Source organism: Cupriavidus sp. GW822-FHT02D05 (genome assembly GCF_058802485.1).
In genome coordinates this window covers 273680-299196 of the sequence record NZ_JBXAOE010000007.1, presented here as the reverse complement: position 1 = coordinate 299196, position 25517 = coordinate 273680, and the positions used below count along the sequence as shown (strand labels likewise).

Here is a 25517-nt window from a genome sequence, read left to right as displayed (position 1 = left end):
CGACCAGTCCCACCGATTGCTCGCGACCTCTCTCGCCTGGATGGAGATATCCCGACCTCTGTACTTGAAGTCCATATGTGCCTCCCCGGATCTCGGAAGACCGTAGCACGCAGTGTGGTTGAGCCGGATGGTGATACGGTGCTCAGTGAGCGCCCGGATTCGCCCGGCCTTCGTCTATGAGCTTCTCGGCATAGTCGCGCGCATGCTGCCACGCCTCGCCTTCGGAAAAGTACTGCCCAGGCACGGGTTCATGCTCGAAGATCTTGATCGAGCTGCCGTCCCCCGCCTTTGCACAGATCGTCACCTCGCCATGCCAGGGCCCACCAGTTGGGGATGCTGCGGAAGCCTCATACCAGTGATCTTTGTAGTACGTGAAGCCTTGGAGATCCATAGCTTTCTCCAGTTGTTCAAGAGGATCGTAGCACGGCCCAAGGACCCACGATCGGCTTCATTTCGGGCATTGCCCTGCCCTAGGTCAGGATCCACATCGAAGGCTCAAACAAGAGCGCAAGGGGATCCACGTAGGCGACTTGGCAAAATACATCGACGAACGGCGGGCCGCAGCTCAGAAAGAATGCACCCAGATGTGTGACTAAGGAAGGTTTCTTGACTGATTTCGGAGTGGCCGCGCGAATCTCATTTGCGCAAGGCGCAATCTAACGCAGGTTCTGCCGGCTCGCGGCATGGGCCGGTGCCTTACTGTGTTCATCTCGGGGCGGAAGCTGTGACTTCGAAACAGCTTGCGTTGGGCAATGGGAGCCTGGCGCTCTGGCGAATGCGACCGACTTCCGCCCTGGAGACTGAGCGCACCTATCGGAACCCGGAGTTCCACCGAGTGCAGCCGGAATGAAGACATGATTTAGCTCAATGGCATGCGAGTAGAAAGGCCTACGATTCAAGAGAACAAAGGGGCCATACGCCAGAAGCCCCTGCACGCAAAGCTTGCGTACATGGAAGGAGCACTGAGACCGGAAAACTAAAAGTGACAAACGAGCCACATTGACCCCGCGTGTGGCAACGCGTTTACCTGCGCAAGCGCTGCTTTTGGATGCAACGCGTTTGCGACTGTGTCTAGCGGGGCGGGATACGACACCGCCAGACGCTCAGACCCTTGCCTCTGGCCCCAGTGCGGCTGGAAGTATTGCCCGGCAGATACAGAGAATAAAGCAACATAAATTGATGGCTTCACAAGTCTTTCTAATGGTGCGTGTTGGCACATGACGCGCACACGTGAAGTGTGGTGAAATTCGGCGCCGTATGACACCTGTGGTACTGCGGTCAATGAACAGGCGGCGAATGAAAAAGCAACTTAAATCGGACCAGCTTCGAACCTTCCTTGCTGTCGCACAGCAACGCAATTTCACTCGAGCCGCACACATGCTGCATTTGACGCAGGCCGCCGTCAGCATGCAGATCCGGCAATTGGAGTTGGATATCGAAGCGCCGCTATTCGTGCGAAGTCCACGCCTGCTTACCTTGACGCCAGCAGGGGAAACGCTGCAAGTCTATGCGGAGCGAATCCAGGAGCTTCACGAGCAAGCGTGGCAGGCATTGTCGTGCGTGACCTACGAACGATCGCTGCGCATTGGCACGCCAGACGCCTATGCCAGCCTGGTACTGCCTGCGGCACTGCGTGCCTTCACGTTCCAGTTCCCGGCTGTCCAGGTGGAAGTAGTCTGCTTGTCTACGCTCGAGCTTGGGCGCAGGTTGGAGAGCGGCTCGCTGGACCTCGCCGTAGGCACGTGTTGCCCTCAATTTCCAGGGCCGCCTATTTATTCCGAGGAACTTGTCTGGGTTGTGGCTTTGTCTGCAACTAACCTGGCCGCCCAGCGGCCCCTCCCATTGGCCATGTTCGAAGTGGCCTCGGCCCCTCGGGCGCATGTTGTACATGCGTTGGAGTCGGCATCGATCCCCTATCGTTGCGTGTACTCCAGTCCAGATACGATGGGAATCCTCGCCTGTGCGCAGGCTGGCAACGCCATCGCCGCAGTACCCAAGCAATCAGTGGGCGGAAAACTCCGGATCATTGGGCTTCAGGAGGGACTGCCGGACCTTGCGCCACTGGAAATCACCATAGCCAACGGCAGGACACCGAATGGACCGGAGAAGCAAGCGTTGATGGATCTACTCACTGCGCCCTCCATTTGTCGGTTGGACTCGATGACGAGTTCCTATGCGGGGGCTTCGCGCGTGTAAGTGCCCCCTTCGATGAAAGGGACTGCGCCGTTTCAAAGAACCAGCGAGACGCAATCACGCAATCACGCAATGGCGATGAGCAGGCGCTTGGAATTCAGCTTCAAAGCTAGGTTTCTCGGGCGTCCGGCGGCAGTCTCGATCCCTGCCATTACGCCCATACCAGTGCATTCCCCCGACGCGCGCCCACCTGCCCGCGCAACAGCCCCCCTCGTTCACCTCACCCGGCGTGGCAAAGCAGACAGAATGCGGTGTGCCCCACCCTTTCGGGGGGGCGTGCGTGGCTGCCGCCAGCAGCCATTCCTAGCCAGGAGCTTTCAATGTTGATGCGAGACGCAATCCCCCATGTGCTTAGCCGCGGTAGCGACATGTTCACGCGAGACATACAGGAGACGCCCCCGCAAAAGACGTTCCATCATGCAATCGATATCTATCTCAAGGATTCCAACGCCTTCATGAATACTTACTTTGCGCGCTACTTCGAGTGGCAGGGTGTCTGCCGGGAACGCTGGTTCCACGAGTGCATTCATGACAACCTGCTGGCTGCCGGAGGCGTGTTCGTGACCAAGCGCGCGCATCAGGAGTACGTGGAAGAGACCTTCCCGTTCCAGAAGGTGGACTGCTACCTGAATACCTTCCAGGTGAAGCAGTGCTCGGCTTACCTGCTGTTCCGCTTTTGCGTCGGGGGGCGCCCTGTGTCGCTCGGCTACCAGCAGATCGTATTCGCCGGCAGGGACAAGCGCATCATGCGTTTCCCGAAGGAGATCGTGGAGCGCGTCAAGGAGTATGAATTGAAGCTGCCTACCTTCGCTAGCTAAACGGACCCCGCCCCGCTGGCCGGCACGTGGCTGGCGGGGCGGGCACGCAGGGCACGGCCTTTGCCCGTATGCGCGTCCGGCAGGCGCAGTGTGAAGGTGGTGTGGACGCCGCGCACGGATTCGCATTGGATGCGGCCATCGAAAGCCTCGACCACGCGGCGGCAGAAGGCCAGCCCCATGCCGGCGCCACTGCCGTGGGCCTTGGTGGAGAAGAAGGGATCGAAGATCCGTGGGAGGACTTCCGGCGCGATGCCGGGGCCGGTATCGCTGAAGCGAAGCAGCCAGCAGCCGCGTTCTTGCACCGCACCGATCTCGATGCGGCCGTTGCCGCTCGCGCGCATGGCCTGCAGTGCGTTCTTGAGCAGGTTGAACAGCACGTAGACCAGCAGCGTATCGGAGCCCCGGAAGCACCAGGCTGGGTCAATCTGGCCTACCGTCACCCGTTCCCGCTCCCCCGCCTGGAAAGGATAGCGATCGAGAGCGGACACCACGCAGTGCTGCAGGGATTGCGCGGTGAAGCTACGGCGGTCCAGCCGTTCCAGCGTGACGGAGGCAAGCGCCATGTCGATCACGGTGTGGGTGCCATCGATCTCCCGTTGGATGGAGGCGACCAGACCGGCGGCCCGGTCCAGTTGCCCGGGCCGCATGCGGCCCTCGCACAAGCCGTGCGCCACCGCCAGTTGATAGCCGGCCAGCAGATCGGGCCAGGCTCGGCCGATTTCGTCGGCCTGCAGGCGGATCGTGGTCAAGGGAGTGCGCACCTCGTGCGCCACGGTAGCCGCCAGCGAGAAGGGGTGCATCAAGTCGTAGCGCACAATGGTCACCGCAAGAATGCCCAGGCTGACGCCGATGAAGATTACCCCTGGCGGATAAAAGGCATAACCGTAGTTGGCCGCGTAGTCGACCGCGGCCAGCGAGTAAAGGCACAGGCTCACCAGGCACAGATCCAGACGCTTGCGCTTCTCGCCCGTGGCGTTGCGGCGCGCGGCCAGCAGCAGCCAGCCGCTGCGGCAGGCCAGCAGCACCGTCTGCGCCACATGCAGCGGATGCAACCGCCCGGCCTTGGGGTACTCACCGAAGAAATAGGTATAGACGCCGGACACCACCTCACCGCCAGTCAGCACCATCACCGCCAACACCAGGGACAGTCCGTAGGAAACCAGCAGCAGCGGCCGCTCGGTGCGGCACTCAGTGACCTCGGTCACGAAGTGATAGAAACAGGTTGGCAGGAAGATGATGAACAGATAGCCCACCTTGGCGAGCAGCAGCGCCACATCCGGCTGCTCAGCCTGGAACAGGAAGGCCCAGGCTCCCTGCCAGGCAAAGGTGGTCACGCACAGCAGAAAGAAGGACGTGGAAATGCGCGTGACGCCCTTGGTGACCAGCACGTACAAGCCGAATCCCAGAAAAATGGCGGACACGAAGGCTGGCAGGATGGCGTACATGGGGTTCCGGAGGAGCGGGTCGGCGCGCCCGGACGGGCGTCAGGCTGAACGGCAGCCGCCATTTTAAGTCGCGGCAAGCGCACCTGTGCAAAGTCCGGCTAATGACAGCCCTGCACGATATTGAAGGCCGGGGCCTGCCTGGCTAGTTCACCTGCCCGGCGTCGATGGTCCGCATGGCCGAGGCTTCCGCCAGGGCGATCGCGGCTTCCGCCGTGCCGGCCACGCCAGCCTCTTCCTCGAATGAAGGCTGCGGCGCGTCGCCAAAGGCGTCGGAAATGATAACCGTCGCCGTATAGCCGCCACCAGCCAGCGCGGCCGCGCGTACCACCACGGCATAGCCGCCGTACTCGAATCGTCGTTCCATCGCGCAGCTCCTCGTCGCTGGGGATGAAGCCATGATAGATGGACACGTCGCTGCGTGGCCAGGAGAAGGCATTGAGCCCGCATGCGGCGTGGCGCGGGTCAAGCACCTCAGCCCACCCTGAGCGCTGGCGGGAATACGCACCAGCACCCGTCGGCATGGCGGAAGAAGAACATCGACAACTGCCCCGACGGGCGGGCCACATCCACTCGGATACAGCCGCTGCGGCAAGCCCGCGAACTGCGCACGCGGGTGATCCGCGCGGGCGCCGCCAGGTTGGAGCCGAGCCATTTGTCGATCAGCCCACGCAGGGATATCTTGGCGGTTTGCATGTCAGTCTCCTTGACTTGCCTTGTTGAAGCGACCCACGTCACGCGCCAGGCGCTAGGCGGCACGGGCACCGGAGTGCGTGCCCTTGAACTCGGTCTCGAGAAATGCCCTGAGCAAGTTGGCCACGGTCTGCATGGCCATGGAGGGGTGGTGCAGGCAGGCTTCCACTTGCTCACTGCGGCCTTCGCCAAACAGGCACCAGGTGCAGAAATGCTCGCAATTGTTGGTCAGGAGCCGGTAGTTGTCTTCACCGAGGCGGGAGCGGGCGCGCGCCACGGCTTCCAGGCCGACATACCTGGCGCAAGGATTGGCCTTCACGGTAACCGTGTGGCCGGCCGCAAAAACTTTCACCGTGGTTTCCTCCACTGGGCCGCGATGGAGCGAGCCAGCAAAGCCGGCATAGTGGACCACCTTGCCTTCGCCGATGTAAATGCCGTGGTGGGCATAGCCGCGGCGTTCCGTGACCAGGTGCGCGCCTAGGGGAAGGTCGGCATCGATGGCCTTGTCTTGTTGTTGGTGTTGGTGGTTCATGGCTGCCTCTGATCTGTTTGCTTGCCGCAGGCATTGCCTGCTGGTTGCCATACCGTCCGCATCAACCGTGCCACCCGCCGCCGTCCCAGGCAAATCAAGAGATTGCGGGGATTTCAACCGGCCAGGCAGGGGAAAAGCGTCTGCGGCCAGCCAACAGCCTGATGCCAATAGTGTTGGTGGCATGGCATCAGAGGAGCCCCCGATGCCGTGTAAGCCATGACGAAGTGGATGCGAAGGCCGCGGCAGTGCACTACGGCGCGACTTCGCGCAAGACGGCTGCCGGGCGGCGAGCCCGAGTCAAATCGGTGGGTTCCCCCCCACCATACCGGTGGAGGGTGTTGGCGTTGCGCCAACGCTTACGGCCCCGCCGCGAAGTCCGAGATCGGCCCGGCGTCGCCAACGAAGAGGGGAAACACAGAAAATTCAAGCACTTACGGCGCCGCATCGGGCCAGCCACATCACTGGCATGCGCTTTGCTCTGTAGAAGCATGGCAAGTAGCCACGGACCGCAACACAGCCCCTACCCATCCCACGCACCGGAGACCATCATGGCGGCGCTCACCATCAAAGACCTCTACACCAACCGCACACTGGACGGCCAGGCCATGGCGGCCATCCGGGGCGGCGGCGCACCCTGGGTATTCGGCTGGATCCAGCCCTATTCCCCGCCCCGGCAAAGCGTTGGTCCCGTCGTCAACTTTTACGAGATCAACAACAGCTTCTATGCTGATCAGATGGTTAACCAGTTCCAGAACATCGACGTTCGCAATACGGCGCCCGGCGCGAACATCAATGTGCAAGCGGGACAAGGGGCAAGAAACGACGGCCGGATGTAACCCGGTTCGCGCTCAGCCCGCACGGTCCGGCCATGCGCCGCCCGCCACGCCAATGCCGCCCGGGCACTGGCGTGGCGTTGTGGCGTCCTAGCTCGCCCGAACACCGGAGATGATCGTGACCTGTGCATCGCAATTCCGCTGGACTTCAGCCGCTCGCACCGATGTCGGCCTGGTGCGGGAGCGCAATGAGGATGCCTGCCTCGCCCAGCCGGAGCGGGGGCTCTGGGTGGTGGCGGATGGCATGGGCGGCCACGCGGTTGGCGACTATGCCAGCAATCTGGTCGTGGAGACGCTGTCCCGGCTGGCCCTGCCGCACAGCCTCGAAAGCTTGCTCGACGGGGCCCGCATCGCCTTGCAGGACGTCAATCGCGAACTGCTGGAGGAAGCGGCGCGCCGGCAGGTCCGGCGCATTGGCAGCACGGTGGTGGTGCTGATGGCGTGCGAACGCTTCTGTGGCTGCCTGTGGGCAGGCGACAGCCGCATCTACCTGTACCGGGACGCGCACCTGACCCAGTTGACCCGGGACCACAGCCGCGTGGAAGAACTCAAGGCGCGCGGCCTGATCACCGCGGAAGAAGCCGTGCATCACCCTGCGCACAACACCATCACCCGCGCGGTCGGCGCGAATACGGCACTGGAACTGGACCAGACCTGGGTGGAAGTCGCGGACGCCGATATGTTCCTGCTCTGCAGCGACGGCCTGAGCAATGAACTGCGGGACCCGGAGATCGCCAGCGTGCTGGCCTGCGGCGATTGCGAGCTGGCAGCGCAGGCACTGGTGACCGCGGCGCTGGGCCGCGGCGGCCACGACAACATCTCGGCGGTGGTGGCGCGCGCGGAGGATCTCTACGCCTCAGACAAGACCATGGTGAATCCCGCGCTGTAGCCTGGCGCGCGGCTCACCGCCCTCCCTCCTACCGCGCCTTGCCGCCCTGCGCCGCGCCCTGGTTGCGAAAATCCTTGGAATGGATGCCGTGTTTCTTGAGCAGCATCTGCAGGTGCGAGCGATTCATGTCGAAGCGCCTGGCCAGCTCCGCCACCGTGCCGCCGACCTCCTGCAATCCCCGCTCGAGAAAAGCGCGTTCGGCTTCATCGCTGGCGGCGCGCTTGGCTTCGCTGAGTGAGGTGGCCGTGGATGCATCCACCACGAGCGGTGCCACGGCGCCGCTGGCTGCCGGCGCCGATGGCTTGGGCCGCAGGTCCTGCGGAAGATGCTCTAGATCGGCCGTGTCGCCGGCGAGGCAGGAGGTCCGGTACATCAGGTTGCGCAACTCGCGGATATTGCCCGGATAGGCGTAATTCATCAAGAAGTCACGCAGGCGCGGGGTGAGCTTGATGGGCCGGCGCTTTAACACGCCGGCGGCCTCGTCGCCGAAATAAGCCACCAGCAAGGCGATCTCGTCGCGCCGCTCGCGCAGCGGCGGCAGGGTGACGTGGATCACGCTGAGGCGGTAAAACAGGTCTTCGCGAAACTTGCCCTCCTCGCTCAGGCGCCGCAAGTCCCGGTTGGTAGCTGCAACGATGCGCGTGTCGACCGAAATGGTCTCGTCGGAGCCGACCCGCTGGATCTCGTGCGACTCCAGCACGCGCAGCAGCTTGACCTGCCCGGTGAGAGGCAATTCGCCAATCTCATCGAGGAAGATGGTGCCGGTGTGCGCGCTCTCGAACTTGCCGCGGCGATCGTTGGCGGCGCCCGTGAAGGCGCCCTTCTTGTGGCCGAACAACTCCGACTCCAGCAGGTTCTCAGGGATCGCCCCGCAGTTCACCGAGATATAGGGCTTGTCCGTCCTGGAGCCGTTGGCATGGATCACCTTGGCCATCAGCTCCTTGCCCGTGCCGCTCTCGCCATCGATCAACACCGGCAGATCGGTGGGCGCTGCCTTCTCGGCAATCTCCAGCGCCTCCAGCAGCTTCGGGTTGTCGCCGAAGGTGCCCTCGAAAATAAAGCTGCGCTCCAGCAACGCCTGGCGGCGCTCGCGCGGCGCCAGGTCGGCCGGCGCAGGCTCCGCCACGGCCGCCTGCACGAAGCGCTCCTTGTGCGATAGCTGCATCACCTCGTCGCGCAGCGTGGTGGCCTGCTTGAGCAGCTTCTCGATCTCCGTGCGCTCGAGCTTGGAGGCCCAGCGCAACGTGGAGCGCAGGATCTCGATCTTCTCGATCAGACCGGCATAGGAGATGGCCGACCCGACGGAGCCACCCTGGTTGAACAGCTTCATGTCGCGCTCCCCCATGCATCGCGCTACGACAGATATGCCAGACGCGCCGTTGCTGCCCAGCGGCACCCGGGCTATGCAAAAGCGCTCACTCCGAGCTCAGTTGCTTCTGCACCAGCTGGTAGTACATGCCCTTGCGCTCCAGCAACTCCTCATGCCGTCCTTGCTCGACGATGGCCCCTTCGTACAGCACCAGGATCTTGTCCGCGCGCATGATGGTGCTCAGGCGGTGCGCGATGATCACGGCCGTGCGGCCCTGCAGGATCTCCTGCATGTTGCCAAGGATATTGCTCTCCGATTGCGTGTCCAGCGCAGAAGTTGCCTCGTCGAAGACCAGCAGGCGCGGATCGTGATAAAGCGCGCGCGCAATGCACAGGCGCTGGATCTGACCGCCAGACAAACCCACGCCGCGCTCGCCCACCACCTGCTCGTAACCCAGCGGCAGCTTGCTGATGAACGCGTGGGCATCGGCCATCTTGGCGACTTCCTCGATATGGCGACGATCCGGGCTGTCGTCGCCGCAGGCGATGTTCTCGGCGATGGTGCCCGAGAACAGCAGGTTGCTCTGCATCACGTAGCCGATCTGCGCGCGGTAATACTCTTTGTCGATCACGCCGAGGTCGTAGCCGTCCACGGTGATCTTGCCGTCCGTGGGCACGTAGAATCCCACCAGCATCTTGGCCAGCGTGGTCTTGCCCGATCCGCTGCGTCCCACGATGGCCAGCAATTCGCCGGGCTTGATGCTGAAGCTGATGTTCTCCAGCACGTAGGGCGTTTCGGCGCCGCCGTAGCGGAAATAGACGCCTTCCAGGTTGATCTCGCCTTGCAGGTCCGGCAGCATCACGCGCGACGCCAGATCCTGCGGCTTTTGCTCCGGATCGAGGTCCAGCACGTCGCCCAGGCGCTCCATCGCCACGCCGGCATCGTTGAGCTGGCCCCACAATGCCACCAGCCCCATCAAAGGCGCCAGCACGCTGCCCATGAAGGCGTTGAAGGCAATGAGCTGGCCAACGGTCAGCTCGCGCTGCAGCACCAGGTTGGCGCCCACCCATAGCACCGCGATGGTGGTCGCGGCATTGAGCAACTGGCTGGCCAGCCCAACCAGGATATGGAATGCCTGCGCCCTGTACTGGACCTCCAGCGCCTTGGCGTACTTCTTCTCCCACTTCAGGCGCACCGGGCGCTCGATTCCCATGCCCTTGACCGTTTCCACCCCGCCCAGCGCTTCCATCAGGTAGGACCGCGCATCGGTCGTGGTGGTGAACACCTCGCGCGCGAAAGCCTTGACCTTTGGCGTTGCCACGATCGTCAGGATCGCGATCGGGACCACGAAGGCGATCAGCACCAGTGTCATCTTGACGTTGTAGAGAAACATGATGGTGAAGTAGATAAACACCATCAGCAGGTTGAGCGCCGTCGTCACCGTCGACTCGGTCAGGAAGGCGCGGATAGTCTGGTTCTCCTGGAAGCGCGCGAAGATGTCGCCCGTCTTGCGCTTGGCAAAGAAGGAAAACGGCAGCGACAAGGTGTGCTTGAAGAAGTGCGACATCATGGCAAAGTCCATATTGCGCACCATGAAATTGGCGAGATACGCCCGCACCGAACTCATCAGTTGCGAAAACACGCTGGAAACGATCAACCCAAGTATCAGCAGGTTCAGCAGACCCATGTTCTGGTGCACGACCACCCCGTCAAGGATGTTCTGGATGATCAGGGGCGGCACCACGCCCAGCACCTGGATCACGAAGGTCGCCATGAACAGGTGCGCAAGGATCCGTTTGTACGGCGCCAGGTAGCCGATGAAGCGCAGCCAGGGCGAGCGTGCCACCGCCAGTTGCGCCATGCTTTCGCCGGAGGTGAAAAGCAGGCAGGTGCCGCTCCACCCGCGCTCGAACTCCTCCACGCCCATCTTGCGAAAGCCGAGGGCCGGGTCCGCCACCCACACCCAGCGCTTCGATACGCCGTAGACCACCACGTAGTGGTAGCCCTCCCAGTGCACGATGAACGGCAGCTCGAAACCCAGCAGGGAATCATGCGTGCACTGCACGCCGCGGGTGGTAAAGCCGAGCGACTCGCCGGCGCGGGCCAGGCTGTCCAGCGTGGCGCCCTGCGTGGTCACGTTGGCCAGCTCGCGCAGCTTGCCGAGCGTCATGGGGATGCCGTGATGGCGGCAGATCATCGCCAGGCAGGCAGCGCCGCAATCCATCTCCTCGGCCTGCTCGACCAGGGCGAAACGGCGGATAACGCGTTCGCCAAACTCCGGCTTCGAGCGCAGGTCGAGCATCACCGGATGCTTGCGCCGCTCGGCCATCCTCTTTTGCCGGTGCAGTTCCCTGTCGATAAAGCGTATGCGCTCTTCCAGCACCTCGCGCAGCTTGGGATTGCGCTCCAGGATCAGCTGCACGGTCTTTTCCGGAATCACCAGCAGCCGCGCATCCGTGCCGGCGATGGCCGACGCAATCTGTTCTTGTCGCATCACGCAGGCACGCTCGCCAAAGATATCGCCCTGGCGCAAGGTCGCCAATGGATACTCGACGCCCTCCTCGGTCCGCACAATGCGCACTTCGCCCTGGCGCACCACGTACAGGCGGCGATCCTCCCGTGCATCCTGCTTCAGGATCTCCTTGCCGGCGGAAACGCGCTTCACCCCCACGCTGCGCACGGCCTCCTCCAGCTCACTCTTGTCGAGCTTGCCGCGCAGGTCGAACAAGCGGGCGACAAAGCCGCCGGCCGAACTGATCGCCACATAGCTGGCGACAAAAGCCATCGCCGCCGGATTTTGCGCAATCATGGGCTCGGTCACGCTGCGCGGAATAAAGAGCAGCTCGGTCTTGGCGGACGAGCGCACCGAGGATTCATGCCGGTACTCGCGCAGCATGGCAATGTCGGCGAACACCTCGCGCGCCTTGCGCACGCCGAGGCTGACTTCCTTGCCATTGTCTTCGTTGAAGATGCGCACGGACCCCGACTTGATGATGAAAAGCCCGTCTGCCGCCTCGCCCGCGTTGCAGATGGTCTCGCCAAAGCCGTACGAAAGCGCTTGCGCATGCTCCGCCAGCCGCTCCATTTCCTCGCGCGAGAACGGCGAGAGTATTTCCACGCCGGCCAGGAAGTCGGCGAGCGGATGCAGTTCGGGACTGGCTTCCATATGCGTCTGAGCGCCAGCGGCTAGCGCGCTTCGATGACGTGTTCCTGCGCCCTGGCCATCAGCCAGTCTTCACGCAGGAGCCGGCGCACCTCCGCCGCCACATCGGCATCGAGCGTGGCAGGATGCTTGGCGCTCACCATGAAGATCTCGAAGAAGGAGCGGTCCTGGGACGGGAACGGACCGAGCAGGTCGCCGGTGGCGGCGTTGAACACCTTGGCTTCAATATCCGTCTTCAGCGAGCCGCGCAGTACCTTGCCGATCGCGCCGCCCTGCTCCTTCGTGTCCGCGATGGAGTGCTCTCGCGCCATCTCGGCAAAGCTGTCGGGATCGTCCCGCAGATAGGAGATCAGCTCCTTTGCCTTGCCCTCGGCGTCCACCACGATATGGCTCACCTCGATGCTGTCGAACTTCGGCGAGTGCAGCTTGAAGTAGGCCTCGACCGCCTTGTCGCTGGCCACCTCGGCAAGCATCTTTTCCTGGAAGAGGCTATCGGTCACGAACGCCTCGAACTCATCCAGGCTCACACCGAGCACATCGAGATAATGGTTCATCTGCGTCGCGCGGTGCAAGCCCTGCACACGCCGGAACTGGTCGGCGCGCTCCTGGATTTCCTCCGGCGCCACGGTAATGCCCTGCTTCTTCGCCGCGTGCACCGTGAGCTTGTCCCTGACGATCTGCTCGATCAGCCCTTCGAACTGGCCCGTGAGCTTCAAGACCCGGATGAATTCCTCGACCCCGATGACTTCATCGTCGACCCGCACAATCGCTGTCATCTCGTCAGCTCCTTGATTGTTTCCCATTTGCCAAAATCCGCCCGCACGCAGGTGCGGGCCGCCGATGCGTCTCCAACCACTTTCCAGGCGTTGCCGCTATCCGCTGGCTTCAGCCCGCCACCTGCCGGAACGGATCCAGCCCCAGGTCGATCAGGCGCCGCTCGCGCACCACGATTTCCGCCATGGCGGTCATGCCGTAGCGCAGCGGGTACTTGCTGTCTGCCACCGTGTAGTAGTCTTGCGCCAGCCGCACGCGCCCCTCGTACACCGGCTGCTTGTTCGGCCCCGCCAACTTGGTCGCTGGCGAGATGTACTCGAGCGTGCCGGCAATCAAGCCATAGCGCTGGTAGGGAAAGGCGTTGAATTTCAGCTTGACGGGCAAGCCCTCGCGCAGGAAGGCACGATCGCGCTCGGCAATCTCGATCTTGAGCACGGGGCGCGCGTTCTTGGGCGCGATGCCGCCCAATGGCGCATTGGCCAGGACCTTGTCACCGCGCTGCGTGGAGCTGACATCGGTGATCACGCCCGCCACGGGCGCCAGGATCAGCAGGAAGTTGTCCTTGTCGATATTCTCGAAACGGATGCGCGCCGCGGCCTCGGCAACCAGCCGCGCGGTCTGCACCTGCAGGCGCAGCTTGTCTTCCGTATTGGCTATCTCGCGCAGCGCGGCGTCGTACTGGATGCGCAGGTTGGTCAGCTCCTGGCTGCTGCCTTCGAGCTGCACGGTGGCTTGGTTGAATTCCTGGCTCAGCTTGGAATCCAGCTCGGCCAGCCGCGACTGGGCAATCTGCAGTGCGTTCTCCGCCTCAACAGCCGCAATCCGCTTGCTCTCCACCTGTGACTGCGAGACCCCGCCGCCACCCGGCAGCGCAAACAGGCGGGCATAGCGGTCCTGCTCCTGGCGCGCGAATTCACGCGTCCGACGCGCGCTGTCCAGGTTGCTGCGCGCCTGCTGCAATTGTGCCCGCTGTTGTTCCGCGAGCCGGGTCGTGCCCTCCGCCGTACGATTCTCGTGCAGGCGCTCCGCCACATCGATCTGCTGCTTCAACGCTGCCGCCTTGCGCTGCATCAACAGCTTCTTGTCGGGAAACTGCTTCCACTCGCGCTCGGAATCCTGCAGCTTGAGCTGCGCTTCCAGCGCATTGGTGGCGGCCTCGATCGCGCCACGTGCATTCAGACGCGCCAGCACGTCGTCCTTGTTCACCGGCTGGCCCTCGGCCACATAAAGATCCGCCAGCTCCCCGTCCACCGGCGCATAGAACCGCCGCACTTCGGACTCCGGGGCGAGGGTGCCGTCCGCGGACACGATCACATCCGCGTGGCCCACGAACGACCAGACCAGCGCGCACACGACCAGCGACACCATGACCAGCACGGAGATCTGCATCAGCTTCCAGGGCTCCGCGCTGAGAATGGCGATGCCCTCGGCGCTGTGGTCCTCAAGCGCCTCGGACAGCGGCTTAAGGCGATTGTCTCGGCTGTCGTCCTTCATCACCCTCCCCTCCAATCAATGCCAGCTTGGACTTGAGCAGCGCAGGGCTCAGCACCATGCGCAATTCCTGCAGGGAACGCCGCTGCAGCTCGGTCTCCGAATCGATATCCTCCCGGACCTGGCTCCATTGCGCCGTATCGCCAACCTTCAACTGCGCGTAGATGCGCATGCCCTGGCGCGCTTGCGCGCTGGCATTGGACAGCAGGCGTGCCTGCGCGCGGAACTTGGCGGAGATGTCGGACTCCAGCCGCTGCTCGCCGCCGATGGCGCCATCGCGGCGATACTGGCGCCACGACGCAAGCGCGGCGTTCATCAGTCCCTGCGCACGCCGGATCGCCGCATCGTGTATCGCCGCCACATCGGGCTCGACCGCCTTCAGGAAGTAGGCATCCTCGGTGGGATCGAGCATGGCGTAGAACGACAGCAAGGCGTCCTCATTGTCCTTGCCGCCGCGCGCCTTCTGCAGCTCGACGAACTGCGCGGCGACGGCCTGCTTGCGCGCAAGGTCCTTGGCCGCGGCCTCGGCCCACGGCCCCGTCTTTATCGCTTGCAGCCCGGCGAACGCCTTGGCGCTGTCCCCTGCACGCCAAGCCTTGTCCACCTCGGCGTACTGCCGCACCAGCTCCGGCGCCGGCAGGCGGCTGGCTGCCAATTCGCGAAAGCGCGCCTGGAAGGGCGGCGTGGAAAAGCTGGCCTTGGCCATCTGGGCCATCAGCGGGCCAAGCGTGGCTGCGCGCGCCGCGCCGTCCAGCGCAATGTACTGCCGCAGGTCTTCCTTGATGCGATCCATGCCCGCGAGCCTTGGATACTTCTCCGCGTAGTCCGCCAGCACGGCCTGCAGCGCTTCAGGATGGTCACTCGCCAACCCGCTGGCCAGCGACGCGTTCAAGCGGTCGATGGCGGCCAGATAGACCGAGTCGTCGCTCTGCAGCTTGCGCACATTGCTGAGTGCGTCGGCATATGGCTCCCTGAATTGCGGCACATAGGCGGCAATGCGGTCCAGCGCGCGCTGGTGCGCTGGCGTGTCGTCATTCCAATGCTTGAGCAGCGCACGCATGCTGGCTTCATCGGTGAAGATGCGGATCGGCGCGTCCACGCCGCCCCGGCCGGCCACGAAGCGGTTCAGCCGGCCGATCCAGTCGAGTTCATCCAGCACGCCGCGCGCGTCGGCATTGTGCGCGCCGAGCGTCTTCATACGCGCCAGCGCCGTTTCGGCGCCATTGAAGTCGCGCGCCTGCAGCTTGCCAATCCATCCCGGCACCTGGTCGCGCAGCAGCGCCTCGGTACCCATCGCGCGGAACTGCGCATGATCCGGGTGGCGCTCCAGATACGCGTCGGCCACGGCAGCGGCGCGGGCATAGTCGCCGCCGGCCATCAAGGACCTCATCTCGCGCTCGGACGCGCCGCGCAAGTACAGGAAGAGCAGCAACGCCACGACCGCCACGACGACGGCACCGCCCCAGCGCGCCGCGCGCTTCAGGCCAGCGCGCTCCGAAGCGCCGAAGCTGCTGCCGAGCCTGCCCATGACCAGCGCGAACTTGCCCTGCCCGCGCGGCGTGTCCGTCGCACCCCCAACGCCTTCCGGCTGGGGCAATGCCTCCTGATTGACCTCATCCTCCTGCTGGGCGGCATAGTCGACGCAGAAAATATCCAGGAAGGAGCCAGCCGCGGCGACAAACGTGGTCTTGTCGGAATCATGCGCCGGCGTGGCGGGTGCTGGCGCTGCGGCGGGTGCCGGTGCCGACGGGGCCGAGACAGGAGCCGCCGGGTCCTGGGCAGGCACTTCAGCGGCATCGGGCGGCGGCAGGATCGAACTGGTGAGGGTTGCGTCGGCGGCGGCCCCGTTGCATATGCCAACCCGATAGACAAAATGATTGCCACCGAACGCAAGGAGGTCTCTCTCGCCCAGGGCGACCGCGTGCTCATCTACCCGCTTGCCGTTGACGAAGGTCCCGTTGGTACTGCCGAGGTCTTCGACAAATGGATCGTTCCCTTTCAGGAAGATGTGCGCATGGCGGCGCGAGACATAGTTGACCTGGTGCGGATACCTCTCCTTGTAACGGGAGAACGACGCATCCGCCTTGCTGATCAGGAAGGGAAAGCCAGCCACCTCGATCGGCTGCAGCCCAAGATCGTCGCGCTCGGGCACGAGCGTCAGCACCATCGGCGCCTGGCTTGCCGCCTGGACCGGCGCGCGCGCGCGTAGCCGCACCAGGTAGGACAGCGCAGCGCCGAAGCGCAGTTCATCGCCGTCGCGTAGCCTGGCCGGCTGCTGTGCCACAGCCGCGCCATTGACGGTGGTGCCGTTCTTGCTGCCCAGGTCAGCGATATAGGCCGCGCCATGCTCGGAAAAAATGCGCGCATGACGGCGCGAGAGCACCGCGGCTACATCGGGCGGGTATGCCGCGAAAGGCGCTTCCGCGCGCCCCACGGCGAACAGGCTCTCGTCGATGCGGATCTCGCCGAGCTCAGGGTTGGAGATGGGCTCGAGCACGATATCGAACGCCTGCCCCACCTTTGCCCGCATCTCGACAATCAGAGCTTCGTCTGGAGCCATGTTTCGATACCACCAACAGCGCGTGCCACGACGCGTGCGCCAGCGGCAAGCCATGTTTCATGGCGACGGCGCGAGCCGGTGCGGCCCGCTGCGTCGTGAACGTGTTGACTAAGGACATAGTAGGCCACGCTTGCCCGTAGTCAAACGTCCGCCGGTGGCGTACTTCGCGCCTTGCCGGGCGTGCCCGGCTCCTCGTGCGCAACGGGTTGCAGGCCCCTACTTCGAGACCTGCTGCGACGCCTCCTTCGGCGCGTTGCTCACCTCGGTGCTTGGCCACCCGCCCCCTAGTGCCTTGTAGAGGGTGACAGTGTCGGCCAGGATCTGTTGGTGGTTGGCCAACAATTCCTGCTGCGCGCTCAGCAGCGATCGCTCGGTCTCGAATACATCGAGCTGGGACACCACGCCTTCCTTCAACTGGGCCTCGATCTGCGCCGACACCACACGCAGTTGCGCAACCTGCTGCTGCAGTTCGACGCGCTGCTTCTTGTGTGCGTCGACATTGACCAGCGCGTTCTCCACTTCCTCGAATGCCGTAATCACGGTGCGGCCGTATTCGCTCTCGGCGACCTTGGTCTGCGCCTCGCTGGTCTTCACCCGGGCACGCACGCCCGGGTCCAGCATGGGCAGATTGATGCTCGGCATGAAGCCGAAGGTGAAGGACTTCAGCAGGTCGCTCAGCGCGAAGCTCGCCGTGCCGCCGCGGCCCGTCAGGCTGACGCTGGGCAGTTGCGCCAGGCGCGCCTGGCCGACCAGGTTGACGGACTCGAGCACGCGATACTCCGCCGCCACGATGTCAGGGCGCCGCGAGAGCAATTGCGACGGCAGCCCCGCCGGCACCGCCGGCAGCTGCACGCGCTCCTGCAGTCGCCCGGCCGGCACCTTGAACACGCCAGCCGGCACGCCCACCAGCGTGGCCAGTGCGTTCTCGGAAATGTCGCGCGAGCGGCGCAGTTCCAGCAGGTCCTTGGTGAGCCGGTTGATCTCGGCCTGCTGCTGCATCACGCGGATCTTCGGAATCAGGCCGTTCTGGAACATGGCCTGGTAGGTGGCGAGGATCTGCTTGTTCCTCGCTAGTGTCTTGCTCTGCTGATCGATCTGTTCGTCGAACTGCAGTATCTGGAAGTAGGTGGTGGACACATCCGAGACCAGGGTGAGGTAGCCGGCACGCCAATCCGCTTCGGTTGCGTTGAATTCGGCGGTCTGGGCCTGCACACCCTTCTCCACCTTGCCCCATATATCGATGTCCCAGTTGACCTGGGTGCCGAGGTTGTAGGTCTTGACGAGCGACGTGCCTGTGCTCTTCTCGAAGCTTGCCCCTGCCCCCACGTCGAAGACGGGTAGCGCGCCGGCCTTGACCTCGGCAATCTGCGCGCCCGCCACCTTGATGCGTGCGGCCAGCACCTTGATGTCGTAGTTCCCCGCAATCGCCTTGTCGACCAGTCCGTCGAGGTACGGATCCCGGAATGCCTGCCACCAGTTCGGCACGATCGTGTCCGCCGGCGAAACCGTGATCGATCCCTGGCGCGCCCAGTCCGGCTTGGCCGGCGTTTCGGGCCGCTGGTACACCGGCGGACGAAAGTCGGCGCAAGCGGCCAGCACCAGCAGGCAGGCGCCTGCCATCAGGCATCGCCGCAACGCGGCGCGCGCACCATGCACGATGAACGGGGTGGAATGGTCTGGCACGATCGCCTCCTGCGAGCGTCGGCGGGGTGAGGAGGCCACGGCGGGCACCGGCCCCCGTCAGCCACATCGCCAGCGCCAGCTGCGCCGGGTCAGTCACGGCCCGGATGCAAAGGAGCCGCGCCATCAACACGCCATGCATGCATTGTGTATCCGCTAGCGGCGCGATCCAACCTGTAAATAGAGGCCCTGCGGCAAGAAAAGGGCCGCCCTGCCCGGCACGCCGGGAGGGCGGCGGTGGCTTCAACGATAGATGTTGTTCTCTGCGTTCTGCGTTGAGCTCACGTGGGACTTGATGTCGTCGGCAAAGGCCGTGTTGTTGCCGTTCATATTGACGACGTTTTGCGTCTGCCCAATCAGCTGCTGGGCATTGAAGGTCGAGTCGATCTTGACCGCGCTGAAGACAGGCATGAAGGGCACGAAGCCGCCGCGCACGGCGCGCATGGCGCGGGCGTCGAGTTCTTCGGTGACGGACAGGTCCTTGATGGCGAGGGTGGTAGTCATGGCAGTTCTCCGGGGTATTCAGTGGATTGCGAATTTGGCTTGGGGCGTGGCCCGCGGCTCAGTAGATGTTGTTGGTGGCGTTCTGGGTCGACGTCACGTGGGACTTGATGTCGTCGGCAAAGGCCGTGTTGTTGCCGTTCATGTTCACAACGTTCTGGGTCTGGCCGATCAGCTGCGAAGCATTGAAGTTCGAGTCGATCTTGGTCAGGCTGAAGACAGGCATGAAGGGCACGAAGCCGCCGCGTACGGCGCGCATGGCGCGGGCGTCGAGTTCTTCGGTGACCGACAGGTCCTTGATGGCGAGGGTGGTAGTCATGGCAGTTCTCCGGGGTATTCAGTGGATTGCGAATTCAGCTTGGGGCGTGGCCCGCGGCTTAGTAGATGTTGTTGGTGGCGTTTTGCGTCGAATCGACATGGGACTTGATGTCGGTCACGAAGGCGGCGTTGTTGCCGTTCATGTTCACGACGTTCTGGGTCTGGCCGATCAGTTGCGAAGCGTTGAAGGTCGAGTCGAGCTTGACCGAGCTGAAGACGGGCATGAAGGGCACGAAGCCGCCGCGCACGGCGCGCATGGCACGGGCGTCGAGTTCTTCGGTGACCGACAGGTCCTTGATGGCGAGGGTGGTAGTCATGGCAGTTCTCCTTGGGAGCGATTGGGACTTTGGTTCATTTGGGTTGAGCATCTGTGCTGCGCTCGGGAGGTACAAACGCATGGAGTGTGCCAAGGCGGGCCATGCCATCGCAGATCGCCCGCAAACGCAGGCTGGGCCTGGGGAAAAAATTTATCGAGCCGAAAAAGACGCGCCAGCAAGCGGTTCGGGGCAGCCTGGATCTGATGGGTGGCGGCCAACACAACAGACACCATGTGTTTGCTCGCTGGCGACAAACGTCCGCCTCATGCGGCGCGCACGGCCGGAGCGATGAAGACATGGGGGAGTTGTGCTACGAGCGCCGCCTGGAAAGCGCGCAATGAGATCCGCAGCGAAGCGCGAGCAGCACGCGTCATGCGGCGCAGCGAAAACAGCGCGAACCCGAATGAACGACCGGGGTTACTTCACGTAGATCGTGATCTTCTTGGAGTAGATCGGCGGGTTGTGCGGAATGTGCTTGTCGTCGGCCATCAGCAGTTGCAAGGTATGTTTGCCCGGCGGCAGCTCGATCGTGGTCTCGGTCTCGCCGGCGCCGAAATGCAGATGGTTGCGGTCGTTCGGGATTTCCTTGTCCATGGGCGGCAGGTCGGTATCGATCAGCAGATGGTGATGGCCGCTGTTCGGAAACTTCACGCCGCGCGGCGCCACGCCCATGCCGCGCAGCCCGAACCACACCTTGATCGGCTTGCCCGCCGGCAAGACCTGGTTGTTGTTGGGAAAGCCGATATACAGGTAGGCATGGGCGGGCGCGGGCGTGGCGTCCGCGCTTGCGCCGCTCGGCATGCCACCGATCAGAAGCAGGCTGGCGGCGAGCGCAGCAGCCGGAATGAGCTTACGCATGGACTGTCTCCCGCATCGTGCCGCCGGCCCGGCGGCCCGGGGCTCTATCTAACGGTGATGGTGATCTTCTTGGAGTAGATCGGCGGGTCGTGGGGCTTGTGATCCTTGTCGCCGAGCAGCAACTGCAAGGTGTGCTTGCCCGGCGGCAACTCGATCCGCGCCTCGGTCTCGCCGGCGCCGAAGTGCAGGTGGTTCCGGTCATTCGGAATCTCCTTGTCCATCGGCGGCAGGTCCGTGTCAATCAACAGGTGGTGGTGGCCGACGTTGGCCATGTCGACGCCCTTGGGGGCGATCCCCATATTGCGCAGGCCCATGCGCACCCAGAATTTTCCGCCATCGATCACGGCGCCGTCGGGCGGCCAGATGATGTAGACCTCGGCATTGGGTGGGGACGTCGTGGACAACGAGATCGAAGGCAACGGAGTCAGCAGCGACGCTGCCAATGTGCCGAGCACGGTTCGCCTGTGCATACGTTAGCCCTCCCGAACAGCTTGTCTCGAAACGCGGTGAATTCTTGCTATTGGTGCTTGGCTTTTGGCTGATTCGTTGATTGGCTTCAGGCCGGCGTGCTGCATTTCGTCATCCAATTTCGTCATTCAGCTTAGAACGGAAAACAGCAAAAAGATACTTGGCGATACCCTGCGCCGCGCCGGCGCCGCGCGGTTGTGAGCTTGCTACGCCACCCGGCGTTGCGAAGCACCTCCGGATTCACAATCGCTGTGCTATGGTTGATTGAGCCAGCCCAGTGCCGCTAGCGCTGCATCACGTCGGCGCAAAGGACAAGGCGGGCCGGCCAGGTGATGGCCGGGCATCATCGCTCTCGCGTGCCGCGTCACGCCGTTGGCACGTGGACCGCCGATGCACTTCGGCGCCGTACGAACAAGGCCTGCATATGTGGCGAAAATTCCTTGTCGTGTGCCTGCTCGGGTTGGCTGCGGTCGTGCGCGCCGAAGCCGGTATCGACACGCCTACCCTCCCCCCCGAGGCAAGGCACCCGGCCGCCGCCCCCGCGAGCGCTCCGGGCAGGCGCCTCGCCCTGGTCATCGGCAACGGCGCCTATGTGGACGAGCCGCTGCCCAACGCCGCCAATGACGCCCGGGCAATGCGCCGCACCTTGGCCGCGCTCGGCTTCGACGTCATGCTCCGCGAGAACCTGGACCGGGAAGGCATGGCGCGCGCGCTTGCCGAATTCCAGCAGCGCCTGCAGGCCGGCGGCACGGGGTTGTTCTATTTCGCGGGGCACGGCATCGAGGTCGCGGACACCCCGGTGATGATTCCCGTCGATGTGGGCAGCCGCACACCTGGCCGCTTGCTCACCGCGGGCACCGCGCTTGACGCCGTACTGGCCAGCATGTCGGCGCCAAGGCCGGACATGCTTAACGTGGTGATCCTCGATAGCTGCCTGGACAACCCCTATCGCGGCAGTGCCGTCAAGCCGCCCGCCGCCCCCGCCAACACGCTGATTGCCTATGCCACGGCCCCCGGCGCCGTGGCAGCCGAGGGCGCGCGGCACGGCGCGTTCACCGGCGCCCTGCTGCGCACGATGCGCATACCCGGCCTTGATGCCGAGGCCGCCCTGCGCCGGGCCGGCGAAATGGTGAGCCAGCACACCGGGCGGCGGCAGCAACCGTGGCTATCATCGTCGTTATCCGCCCCGCTCCGATTCGCGGCGAACGCCGCGGCCACCGGCGAAAACGACAACGACACGGACACCGTCAACGACAAGGACAACGCACCCTTCACGCTCGCGCACAGGCAAGCCCATCCGCTGATCCTTGCGCAGCATCGCGGCATCCTTCCCAAGGACAGCGACGAGCAGTACGAGCTCAGCTTCTGGGACTCCATCAAGAACAGCAATTTCGCAAGTGACTACGAGGCCTACCTTAAGGCCTATCCGAACGGCCGCTTCGCGCCGCTGGCGCGCGCCAGGATCGAGCGGCTGCGCGCGGCCGGGCCGCCTGCCGAGCGTGCTCGCACGCCAGGCGCCTCATCCGGGCAAGCCACCGCGCAAGGCACCGTCACGCCGCCGCCAGCACGCGCCCAGTCCGGCAAGGTGCAGGCGCCGCCTGCCGCGCCATCACCAACCGCGCCTGCCGCATCCACTCCACCCGCCCCGGCCGCAAGCGCGCCTGCACCCGCCACGCAACGAGCTGCCGCGGCCGGCGCCGTGACAGTCGAGATCAAGCCGGGCGAGGTCAAGGACTGCCCGGCCTGTCCCGTGCTGCACAGCCTGCCGGCGGGCAGCTTCACCATGGGCAGCAACGGCGGTGACCCGACCGAGAAGCCGCCGCATCACGTCACCATCGGCCAGCCCTTCGCGATCGGCAAGTACGAAGTCACGGTGGAACAATGGGGCGCCTGCGCTGATGCGGGGGCATGCCAGCGCATCGCCACTGTCGCCAACGCACCCAGGAACGCCCCCGTGCGCGATGTGAGCTGGGACGATGCCCAGCAGTACGTCGCCTGGCTGAGCAAGGTCAGCGGCAAGCACTACCGCCTGCCGACCGAAGCCGAGTGGGAGTACGCCGCCCGGGGCGGCACCACGACGCTCTACTGGTGGGGCGACCAGATGCGCAAAGGCACGGCCAACTGCAAGGACTGCGGCGAACCGTGGAATGCCGACGCGCCCGCCAACGTCGGCTCCTTTGCCGCCAATGGCTACGGCCTCCACGACATGAACGGCAGCGTGTGGGAATGGGTCGCCGACTGCTGGCATATCTCCTACAAAAACGCGCCTGCCGACGGACGCGCCTGGGACGAGCCCGGCTGCGGCGTGCGCGTGATCCGCGGCGGCTCATGGCATGAAGGCGCGAGCTATATGCTCTCCTCCACCCGCTTCAAGTACAGCGCGAGCGTACGCCAGTCGCAAAACGGCTTTCGCGTCGTGCGGGACCTGAAGTAGCCGCTGCCAATGGCGCCTTGCCTGGCTAGCGCGGGTTGGTGGATATCTGCACCATGTCGGCACCGATGTGGCTTTCTCCGTGCTTCGCCGCCATCGGACCCAGCTGCCTGTCGAGCGCGCGCAGGTAGTCCTGCCTGGGCTCCGACTCGGGGCGCAGCGCGTCGAACAGCGGCGCAGGCGTGGTGATCAGCACGATCAGCTCCGTGCCGAACGGCTTCGAGATCACCCAGTCCCCGAGGCTGCCCACGGCAGCGGTGTAGCTGGCGGGTGCCTGGTTGGCCTTGGCGCGCTGGCTTGGCACCATATGCACGACCTTGCCATCGGCCATGTAGTAGTCGACGTAGACATAGGTGTCGTAAGGCGGCGTGGTGATATCCACGATCAGTGGCGTTCCCTCCGTGAGTTGCGCGCCGGGCGCCCGGGTACGGATCGTGGTCAGCGCGGTTGCGCTGCGGCGCCCCGACCAGTATGGCGAGATCAGCTTGACCACGTCGCACTTGTCATCGCCCAGCGTCTGCACGTCCAGGTTTAGCGTCTGCACGCCGGGCACCGCGCCCAGTTCGTCTTTCAGGCGCTTGATGCCAAAGCGCTCCGCCACGTAGCCACGCACCTGCAGTACATGGTCCTGCCCGGTGGCCGACAGCAGCGAGCAAGGCGCGCGTGCCAGCACCGGCGCCACGGCCTGCATGGAGAGCGTGCGCTCGGGCCGGGCTTCCTCGCTCGGTTGCGCCGGCGGCGGCGAGCCCGGCGCGGCGGATGGCGTCACTGCGGCTTGGGGAGTGGCGGATACCACCGCGCTTGACGCGGATTGCGCCGCAGGTTGCTGTCCCTCCTGCGCGGTGCGCGCGCGCCACACGTAGTAACCCAGCCCGCCCGCCAGCAGCACACCGGCCACCGACGCAGCGCCAAGCTTGGCCATTGGCATGCCACCGTGGCGCTCGGTGCCCATGTCGGCCAGGAAACGCGCCACGGTAGGCGTGCGCGTCGCGCGATCGAAAGACAGCGCCGCGCGCAGTGCACGCCACTGCCCGCGGCTTAGCACCTTGGGGCGCTGTGGCTTGAGGCCGGCGCCGCGCGCCTGGTTGGCCGACAGCCGCTCATAGGGGTGCCTGCCGGTCAGCAGTTCATAGGTCACGCAGGCCAGCGCGTAGATGTCGTCGCGCGGATCCGGCTCGCGATGCTCGAACATCTCGGGGCTGGCATAAGCGGGGGTCATGCCGCCGAGCGTGCCGGGGTCGAACACGGTCGGGTCCGCGTCGTCCGCCGGTTGCTGGAAGACGCGCGCGATGCCGAAATCGATCACCTTCACTTCGCCGCTATCGGTGAGGAAGACATTGGCGGGCTTGAAGTCGCAGTGGACGAAGCCGCGCTCGTGCGCATAGGACAAGGCCCGGCCCATGCCGGTGATGATCGGCAGCGCCTTGGCGTAAGGCATGCCGGCAAAGTCTGGCGCGCGCAAGACACGATTGAGCGACTTGCCCGACAGGTACTCCATGGTCAGGTAGACCACCGAGCCATCGCGGTCGAAGTCATAGACCGTCACGATATTGCGGTGCGCCAGCGTCTGCGCCTTGCGCGCCTCGCGCTGCAGCGCGATCAGCGATTTCGGATGACCCCGGAACTGCACATTGAGGACCTTGATGGCGATGTACGGCTTGCGGTCCGAGGCCTCGAGCTTGCGCAGGTCGAGCGCCTTGTAGACCGTCCCCATGCCGCCCACGCCCAGGCACTCCTCCAGCACGAAGCGGCCATTCAAGGTATCGCCCACCCCTTTGGTCTGCTCCGCCCCGGCAATCGCCTGATCGCTCGCGGGCGCTTGCGATGGCAGGGAAGGCGCGGACGCCATGCCAGCGTGGCCAGTCTGCACGCGGGTTTCCTCGCCGCCATCCTCGAACTGGGTTGCCCCGCGGCGCTCGATGCGCCGCAACACCTCTTCATAAACGCCAGGCGGCAGCGGGAAGCGGGTGTTCTCCTCGCTGAGCATGTCCGCTAGCTGCGTGGCGCTTGCCTGGTCCGCGGCCAAGGTGCTGTCAATGCGGGCCAACAGTTCGTCGTGCGACAGACCACCGCTTTGGAAGGTACGTATCAGGTCTGGAATGCTAGGCATCGATGCAGCCACGACGTGATTGCGCGAAGTTGCGCATTGAGCGCCCACTCGCCCGTCTACAGCGAGTACCTGCCCACGATGGATACTAGTGCGCACTCACGCCAATCGCAAACCCCTCGTGCTTTGCATCAACGCCG

Annotated in this window: 23 protein-coding genes; 6 read left to right on the top strand and 17 right to left on the bottom strand. The window is 64.4% G+C overall.

Features of this window, described 5'->3' with window-relative positions; translation table 11 throughout:
- Positions 1-142 precede the first annotated feature (142 nt).
- Positions 143-391, bottom strand: coding sequence for a hypothetical protein (locus tag AC1RQK_RS12215; protein ID WP_492373549.1), 249 nt, complete (start codon positions 389-391; stop codon positions 143-145).
- A 905-nt stretch (positions 392-1296) separates the two neighbouring features.
- Here AC1RQK_RS12215 and AC1RQK_RS12210 point away from each other — a divergent pair.
- On the top strand, positions 1297-2196 hold the full coding sequence (locus AC1RQK_RS12210; protein ID WP_492373548.1) for a LysR family transcriptional regulator: 900 nt from the start codon (positions 1297-1299) through the stop codon (positions 2194-2196).
- Positions 2197-2513: 317 nt separating this feature from the next.
- The gene (locus tag AC1RQK_RS12205; protein WP_043347261.1) at positions 2514-3011 is read left to right on the top strand and encodes an acyl-CoA thioesterase; all 498 of its coding nucleotides are present in this window, start codon (positions 2514-2516) and stop codon (positions 3009-3011) included.
- On the opposite strand, the gene AC1RQK_RS12200 is transcribed toward AC1RQK_RS12205, so the two are convergent.
- The 4 genes from AC1RQK_RS12200 to AC1RQK_RS12185 form a co-directional block, all read right to left on the bottom strand.
- Positions 3008-4456, bottom strand: a complete 1449-nt coding sequence (locus AC1RQK_RS12200; protein ID WP_492809196.1) for a sensor histidine kinase — start codon at positions 4454-4456, stop codon at positions 3008-3010. The genes AC1RQK_RS12205 and AC1RQK_RS12200 overlap by 4 nt on opposite strands.
- A 142-nt stretch (positions 4457-4598) precedes the next feature.
- Positions 4599-4820, bottom strand: coding sequence for a hypothetical protein (locus tag AC1RQK_RS12195; RefSeq protein ID WP_150992891.1), 222 nt, complete (start codon positions 4818-4820; stop codon positions 4599-4601).
- Positions 4821-4927: 107 nt separating this feature from the next.
- Positions 4928-5149: a hypothetical protein gene (locus tag AC1RQK_RS12190; RefSeq protein ID WP_183036168.1), complete on the bottom strand. Its 222-nt coding sequence runs from the start codon at positions 5147-5149 to the stop codon at positions 4928-4930.
- A gap of 52 nt (positions 5150-5201) precedes the next feature.
- A complete protein-coding gene (locus AC1RQK_RS12185) occupies positions 5202-5678 on the bottom strand; it encodes a lecithin retinol acyltransferase family protein (protein ID WP_492809195.1) in 477 nt (158 codons plus the stop codon).
- Positions 5679-6226: 548 nt separating this feature from the next.
- Here AC1RQK_RS12185 and AC1RQK_RS12180 point away from each other — a divergent pair.
- Entirely contained in the window at positions 6227-6514 is a 288-nt protein-coding gene (locus AC1RQK_RS12180; RefSeq protein WP_043347272.1) for a hypothetical protein, read from the top strand.
- A 115-nt stretch (positions 6515-6629) separates the two neighbouring features.
- Positions 6630-7400, top strand: coding sequence for a PP2C family protein-serine/threonine phosphatase (locus AC1RQK_RS12175; protein WP_492373545.1), 771 nt, complete (start codon positions 6630-6632; stop codon positions 7398-7400).
- A gap of 28 nt (positions 7401-7428) precedes the next feature.
- Here the strand turns inward: AC1RQK_RS12175 and AC1RQK_RS12170 are convergent, their stop codons facing one another.
- The 9 genes from AC1RQK_RS12170 to AC1RQK_RS12130 all read right to left on the bottom strand — a co-directional run bounded on the left by AC1RQK_RS12170 (position 7429) and on the right by AC1RQK_RS12130 (position 19513).
- Positions 7429-8730: a sigma-54 interaction domain-containing protein gene (locus AC1RQK_RS12170; protein WP_492809194.1), complete on the bottom strand. Its 1302-nt coding sequence runs from the start codon at positions 8728-8730 to the stop codon at positions 7429-7431.
- Between the two features lie 85 nt (positions 8731-8815).
- A complete protein-coding gene (locus AC1RQK_RS12165) occupies positions 8816-11875 on the bottom strand; it encodes an ABC transporter transmembrane domain-containing protein (RefSeq protein ID WP_492373543.1) in 3060 nt (1019 codons plus the stop codon).
- Between the two features lie 20 nt (positions 11876-11895).
- The gene (locus AC1RQK_RS12160; RefSeq protein ID WP_492373542.1) at positions 11896-12648 is read right to left on the bottom strand and encodes a peptidylprolyl isomerase; all 753 of its coding nucleotides are present in this window, start codon (positions 12646-12648) and stop codon (positions 11896-11898) included.
- Between the two features lie 109 nt (positions 12649-12757).
- A complete protein-coding gene (locus tag AC1RQK_RS12155) occupies positions 12758-14140 on the bottom strand; it encodes a beta-barrel domain-containing protein (RefSeq protein ID WP_492809193.1) in 1383 nt (460 codons plus the stop codon).
- Positions 14109-16697, bottom strand: a complete 2589-nt coding sequence (locus AC1RQK_RS12150; protein ID WP_492809192.1) for an FHA domain-containing protein — start codon at positions 16695-16697, stop codon at positions 14109-14111. Before AC1RQK_RS12150 ends, AC1RQK_RS12155 begins: the two co-directional genes overlap by 32 nt.
- Positions 16698-16913: 216 nt before the next feature.
- Positions 16914-18317: an efflux transporter outer membrane subunit gene (locus tag AC1RQK_RS12145; protein ID WP_492373632.1), complete on the bottom strand. Its 1404-nt coding sequence runs from the start codon at positions 18315-18317 to the stop codon at positions 16914-16916.
- A 303-nt stretch (positions 18318-18620) separates the two neighbouring features.
- Positions 18621-18881: a hypothetical protein gene (locus AC1RQK_RS12140; protein WP_492809191.1), complete on the bottom strand. Its 261-nt coding sequence runs from the start codon at positions 18879-18881 to the stop codon at positions 18621-18623.
- Positions 18882-18939: 58 nt separating this feature from the next.
- Positions 18940-19197 (bottom strand): hypothetical protein, encoded by a 258-nt coding sequence (locus tag AC1RQK_RS12135; protein WP_492809190.1) that lies wholly within the window; start codon positions 19195-19197, stop codon positions 18940-18942.
- Positions 19198-19255: 58 nt separating this feature from the next.
- Positions 19256-19513 (bottom strand): hypothetical protein, encoded by a 258-nt coding sequence (locus tag AC1RQK_RS12130; protein ID WP_253933126.1) that lies wholly within the window; start codon positions 19511-19513, stop codon positions 19256-19258.
- A gap of 101 nt (positions 19514-19614) precedes the next feature.
- Between AC1RQK_RS12130 and AC1RQK_RS12125 the strand changes: the two genes are divergently transcribed.
- Positions 19615-19854, top strand: coding sequence for a hypothetical protein (locus AC1RQK_RS12125; RefSeq protein ID WP_492809189.1), 240 nt, complete (start codon positions 19615-19617; stop codon positions 19852-19854).
- A 76-nt stretch (positions 19855-19930) separates the two neighbouring features.
- On the opposite strand, the gene AC1RQK_RS12120 is transcribed toward AC1RQK_RS12125, so the two are convergent.
- Both AC1RQK_RS12120 and AC1RQK_RS12115 read right to left on the bottom strand, forming a co-directional pair.
- Entirely contained in the window at positions 19931-20371 is a 441-nt protein-coding gene (locus AC1RQK_RS12120) for a DUF4399 domain-containing protein (protein ID WP_492809188.1), read from the bottom strand.
- Between the two features lie 44 nt (positions 20372-20415).
- Positions 20416-20841: a DUF4399 domain-containing protein gene (locus AC1RQK_RS12115; RefSeq protein WP_492376779.1), complete on the bottom strand. Its 426-nt coding sequence runs from the start codon at positions 20839-20841 to the stop codon at positions 20416-20418.
- A 422-nt stretch (positions 20842-21263) separates the two neighbouring features.
- Between AC1RQK_RS12115 and AC1RQK_RS12110 the strand changes: the two genes are divergently transcribed.
- On the top strand, positions 21264-23273 hold the full coding sequence (locus AC1RQK_RS12110; RefSeq protein ID WP_492809187.1) for an SUMF1/EgtB/PvdO family nonheme iron enzyme: 2010 nt from the start codon (positions 21264-21266) through the stop codon (positions 23271-23273).
- 25 nt (positions 23274-23298) lie between these two features.
- On the opposite strand, the gene AC1RQK_RS12105 is transcribed toward AC1RQK_RS12110, so the two are convergent.
- Positions 23299-25380 (bottom strand): serine/threonine protein kinase, encoded by a 2082-nt coding sequence (locus AC1RQK_RS12105; RefSeq protein WP_492809186.1) that lies wholly within the window; start codon positions 25378-25380, stop codon positions 23299-23301.
- Between the last annotated feature and the right edge of the window lie 137 nt (positions 25381-25517).

Coding starts and splice junctions, on each gene's coding strand:
- AC1RQK_RS12215 (WP_492373549.1), bottom strand. CDS start 391: ATGGATCTCCAAGGCTTCACGTACTACAAAGATCACTGGTATGAGGCT.
- AC1RQK_RS12210 (WP_492373548.1), top strand. CDS start 1,297: ATGAAAAAGCAACTTAAATCGGACCAGCTTCGAACCTTCCTTGCTGTC.
- AC1RQK_RS12205 (WP_043347261.1), top strand. CDS start 2,514: ATGTTGATGCGAGACGCAATCCCCCATGTGCTTAGCCGCGGTAGCGAC.
- AC1RQK_RS12200 (WP_492809196.1), bottom strand. CDS start 4,456: ATGTACGCCATCCTGCCAGCCTTCGTGTCCGCCATTTTTCTGGGATTC.
- AC1RQK_RS12195 (WP_150992891.1), bottom strand. CDS start 4,820: ATGGAACGACGATTCGAGTACGGCGGCTATGCCGTGGTGGTACGCGCG.
- AC1RQK_RS12190 (WP_183036168.1), bottom strand. CDS start 5,149: ATGCAAACCGCCAAGATATCCCTGCGTGGGCTGATCGACAAATGGCTC.
- AC1RQK_RS12185 (WP_492809195.1), bottom strand. CDS start 5,678: ATGAACCACCAACACCAACAACAAGACAAGGCCATCGATGCCGACCTT.
- AC1RQK_RS12180 (WP_043347272.1), top strand. CDS start 6,227: ATGGCGGCGCTCACCATCAAAGACCTCTACACCAACCGCACACTGGAC.
- AC1RQK_RS12170 (WP_492809194.1), bottom strand. CDS start 8,730: ATGAAGCTGTTCAACCAGGGTGGCTCCGTCGGGTCGGCCATCTCCTAT.
- AC1RQK_RS12165 (WP_492373543.1), bottom strand. CDS start 11,875: ATGGAAGCCAGTCCCGAACTGCATCCGCTCGCCGACTTCCTGGCCGGC.
- AC1RQK_RS12160 (WP_492373542.1), bottom strand. CDS start 12,648: ATGACAGCGATTGTGCGGGTCGACGATGAAGTCATCGGGGTCGAGGAA.
- AC1RQK_RS12155 (WP_492809193.1), bottom strand. CDS start 14,140: ATGAAGGACGACAGCCGAGACAATCGCCTTAAGCCGCTGTCCGAGGCG.
- AC1RQK_RS12150 (WP_492809192.1), bottom strand. CDS start 16,697: ATGGCTCCAGACGAAGCTCTGATTGTCGAGATGCGGGCAAAGGTGGGG.
- AC1RQK_RS12145 (WP_492373632.1), bottom strand. CDS start 18,317: ATGGCAGGCGCCTGCCTGCTGGTGCTGGCCGCTTGCGCCGACTTTCGT.
- AC1RQK_RS12140 (WP_492809191.1), bottom strand. CDS start 18,881: ATGACTACCACCCTCGCCATCAAGGACCTGTCCGTCACCGAAGAACTC.
- AC1RQK_RS12135 (WP_492809190.1), bottom strand. CDS start 19,197: ATGACTACCACCCTCGCCATCAAGGACCTGTCGGTCACCGAAGAACTC.
- AC1RQK_RS12130 (WP_253933126.1), bottom strand. CDS start 19,513: ATGACTACCACCCTCGCCATCAAGGACCTGTCGGTCACCGAAGAACTC.
- AC1RQK_RS12125 (WP_492809189.1), top strand. CDS start 19,615: ATGCCATCGCAGATCGCCCGCAAACGCAGGCTGGGCCTGGGGAAAAAA.
- AC1RQK_RS12120 (WP_492809188.1), bottom strand. CDS start 20,371: ATGCGTAAGCTCATTCCGGCTGCTGCGCTCGCCGCCAGCCTGCTTCTG.
- AC1RQK_RS12115 (WP_492376779.1), bottom strand. CDS start 20,841: ATGCACAGGCGAACCGTGCTCGGCACATTGGCAGCGTCGCTGCTGACT.
- AC1RQK_RS12110 (WP_492809187.1), top strand. CDS start 21,264: ATGTGGCGAAAATTCCTTGTCGTGTGCCTGCTCGGGTTGGCTGCGGTC.
- AC1RQK_RS12105 (WP_492809186.1), bottom strand. CDS start 25,380: ATGCCTAGCATTCCAGACCTGATACGTACCTTCCAAAGCGGTGGTCTG.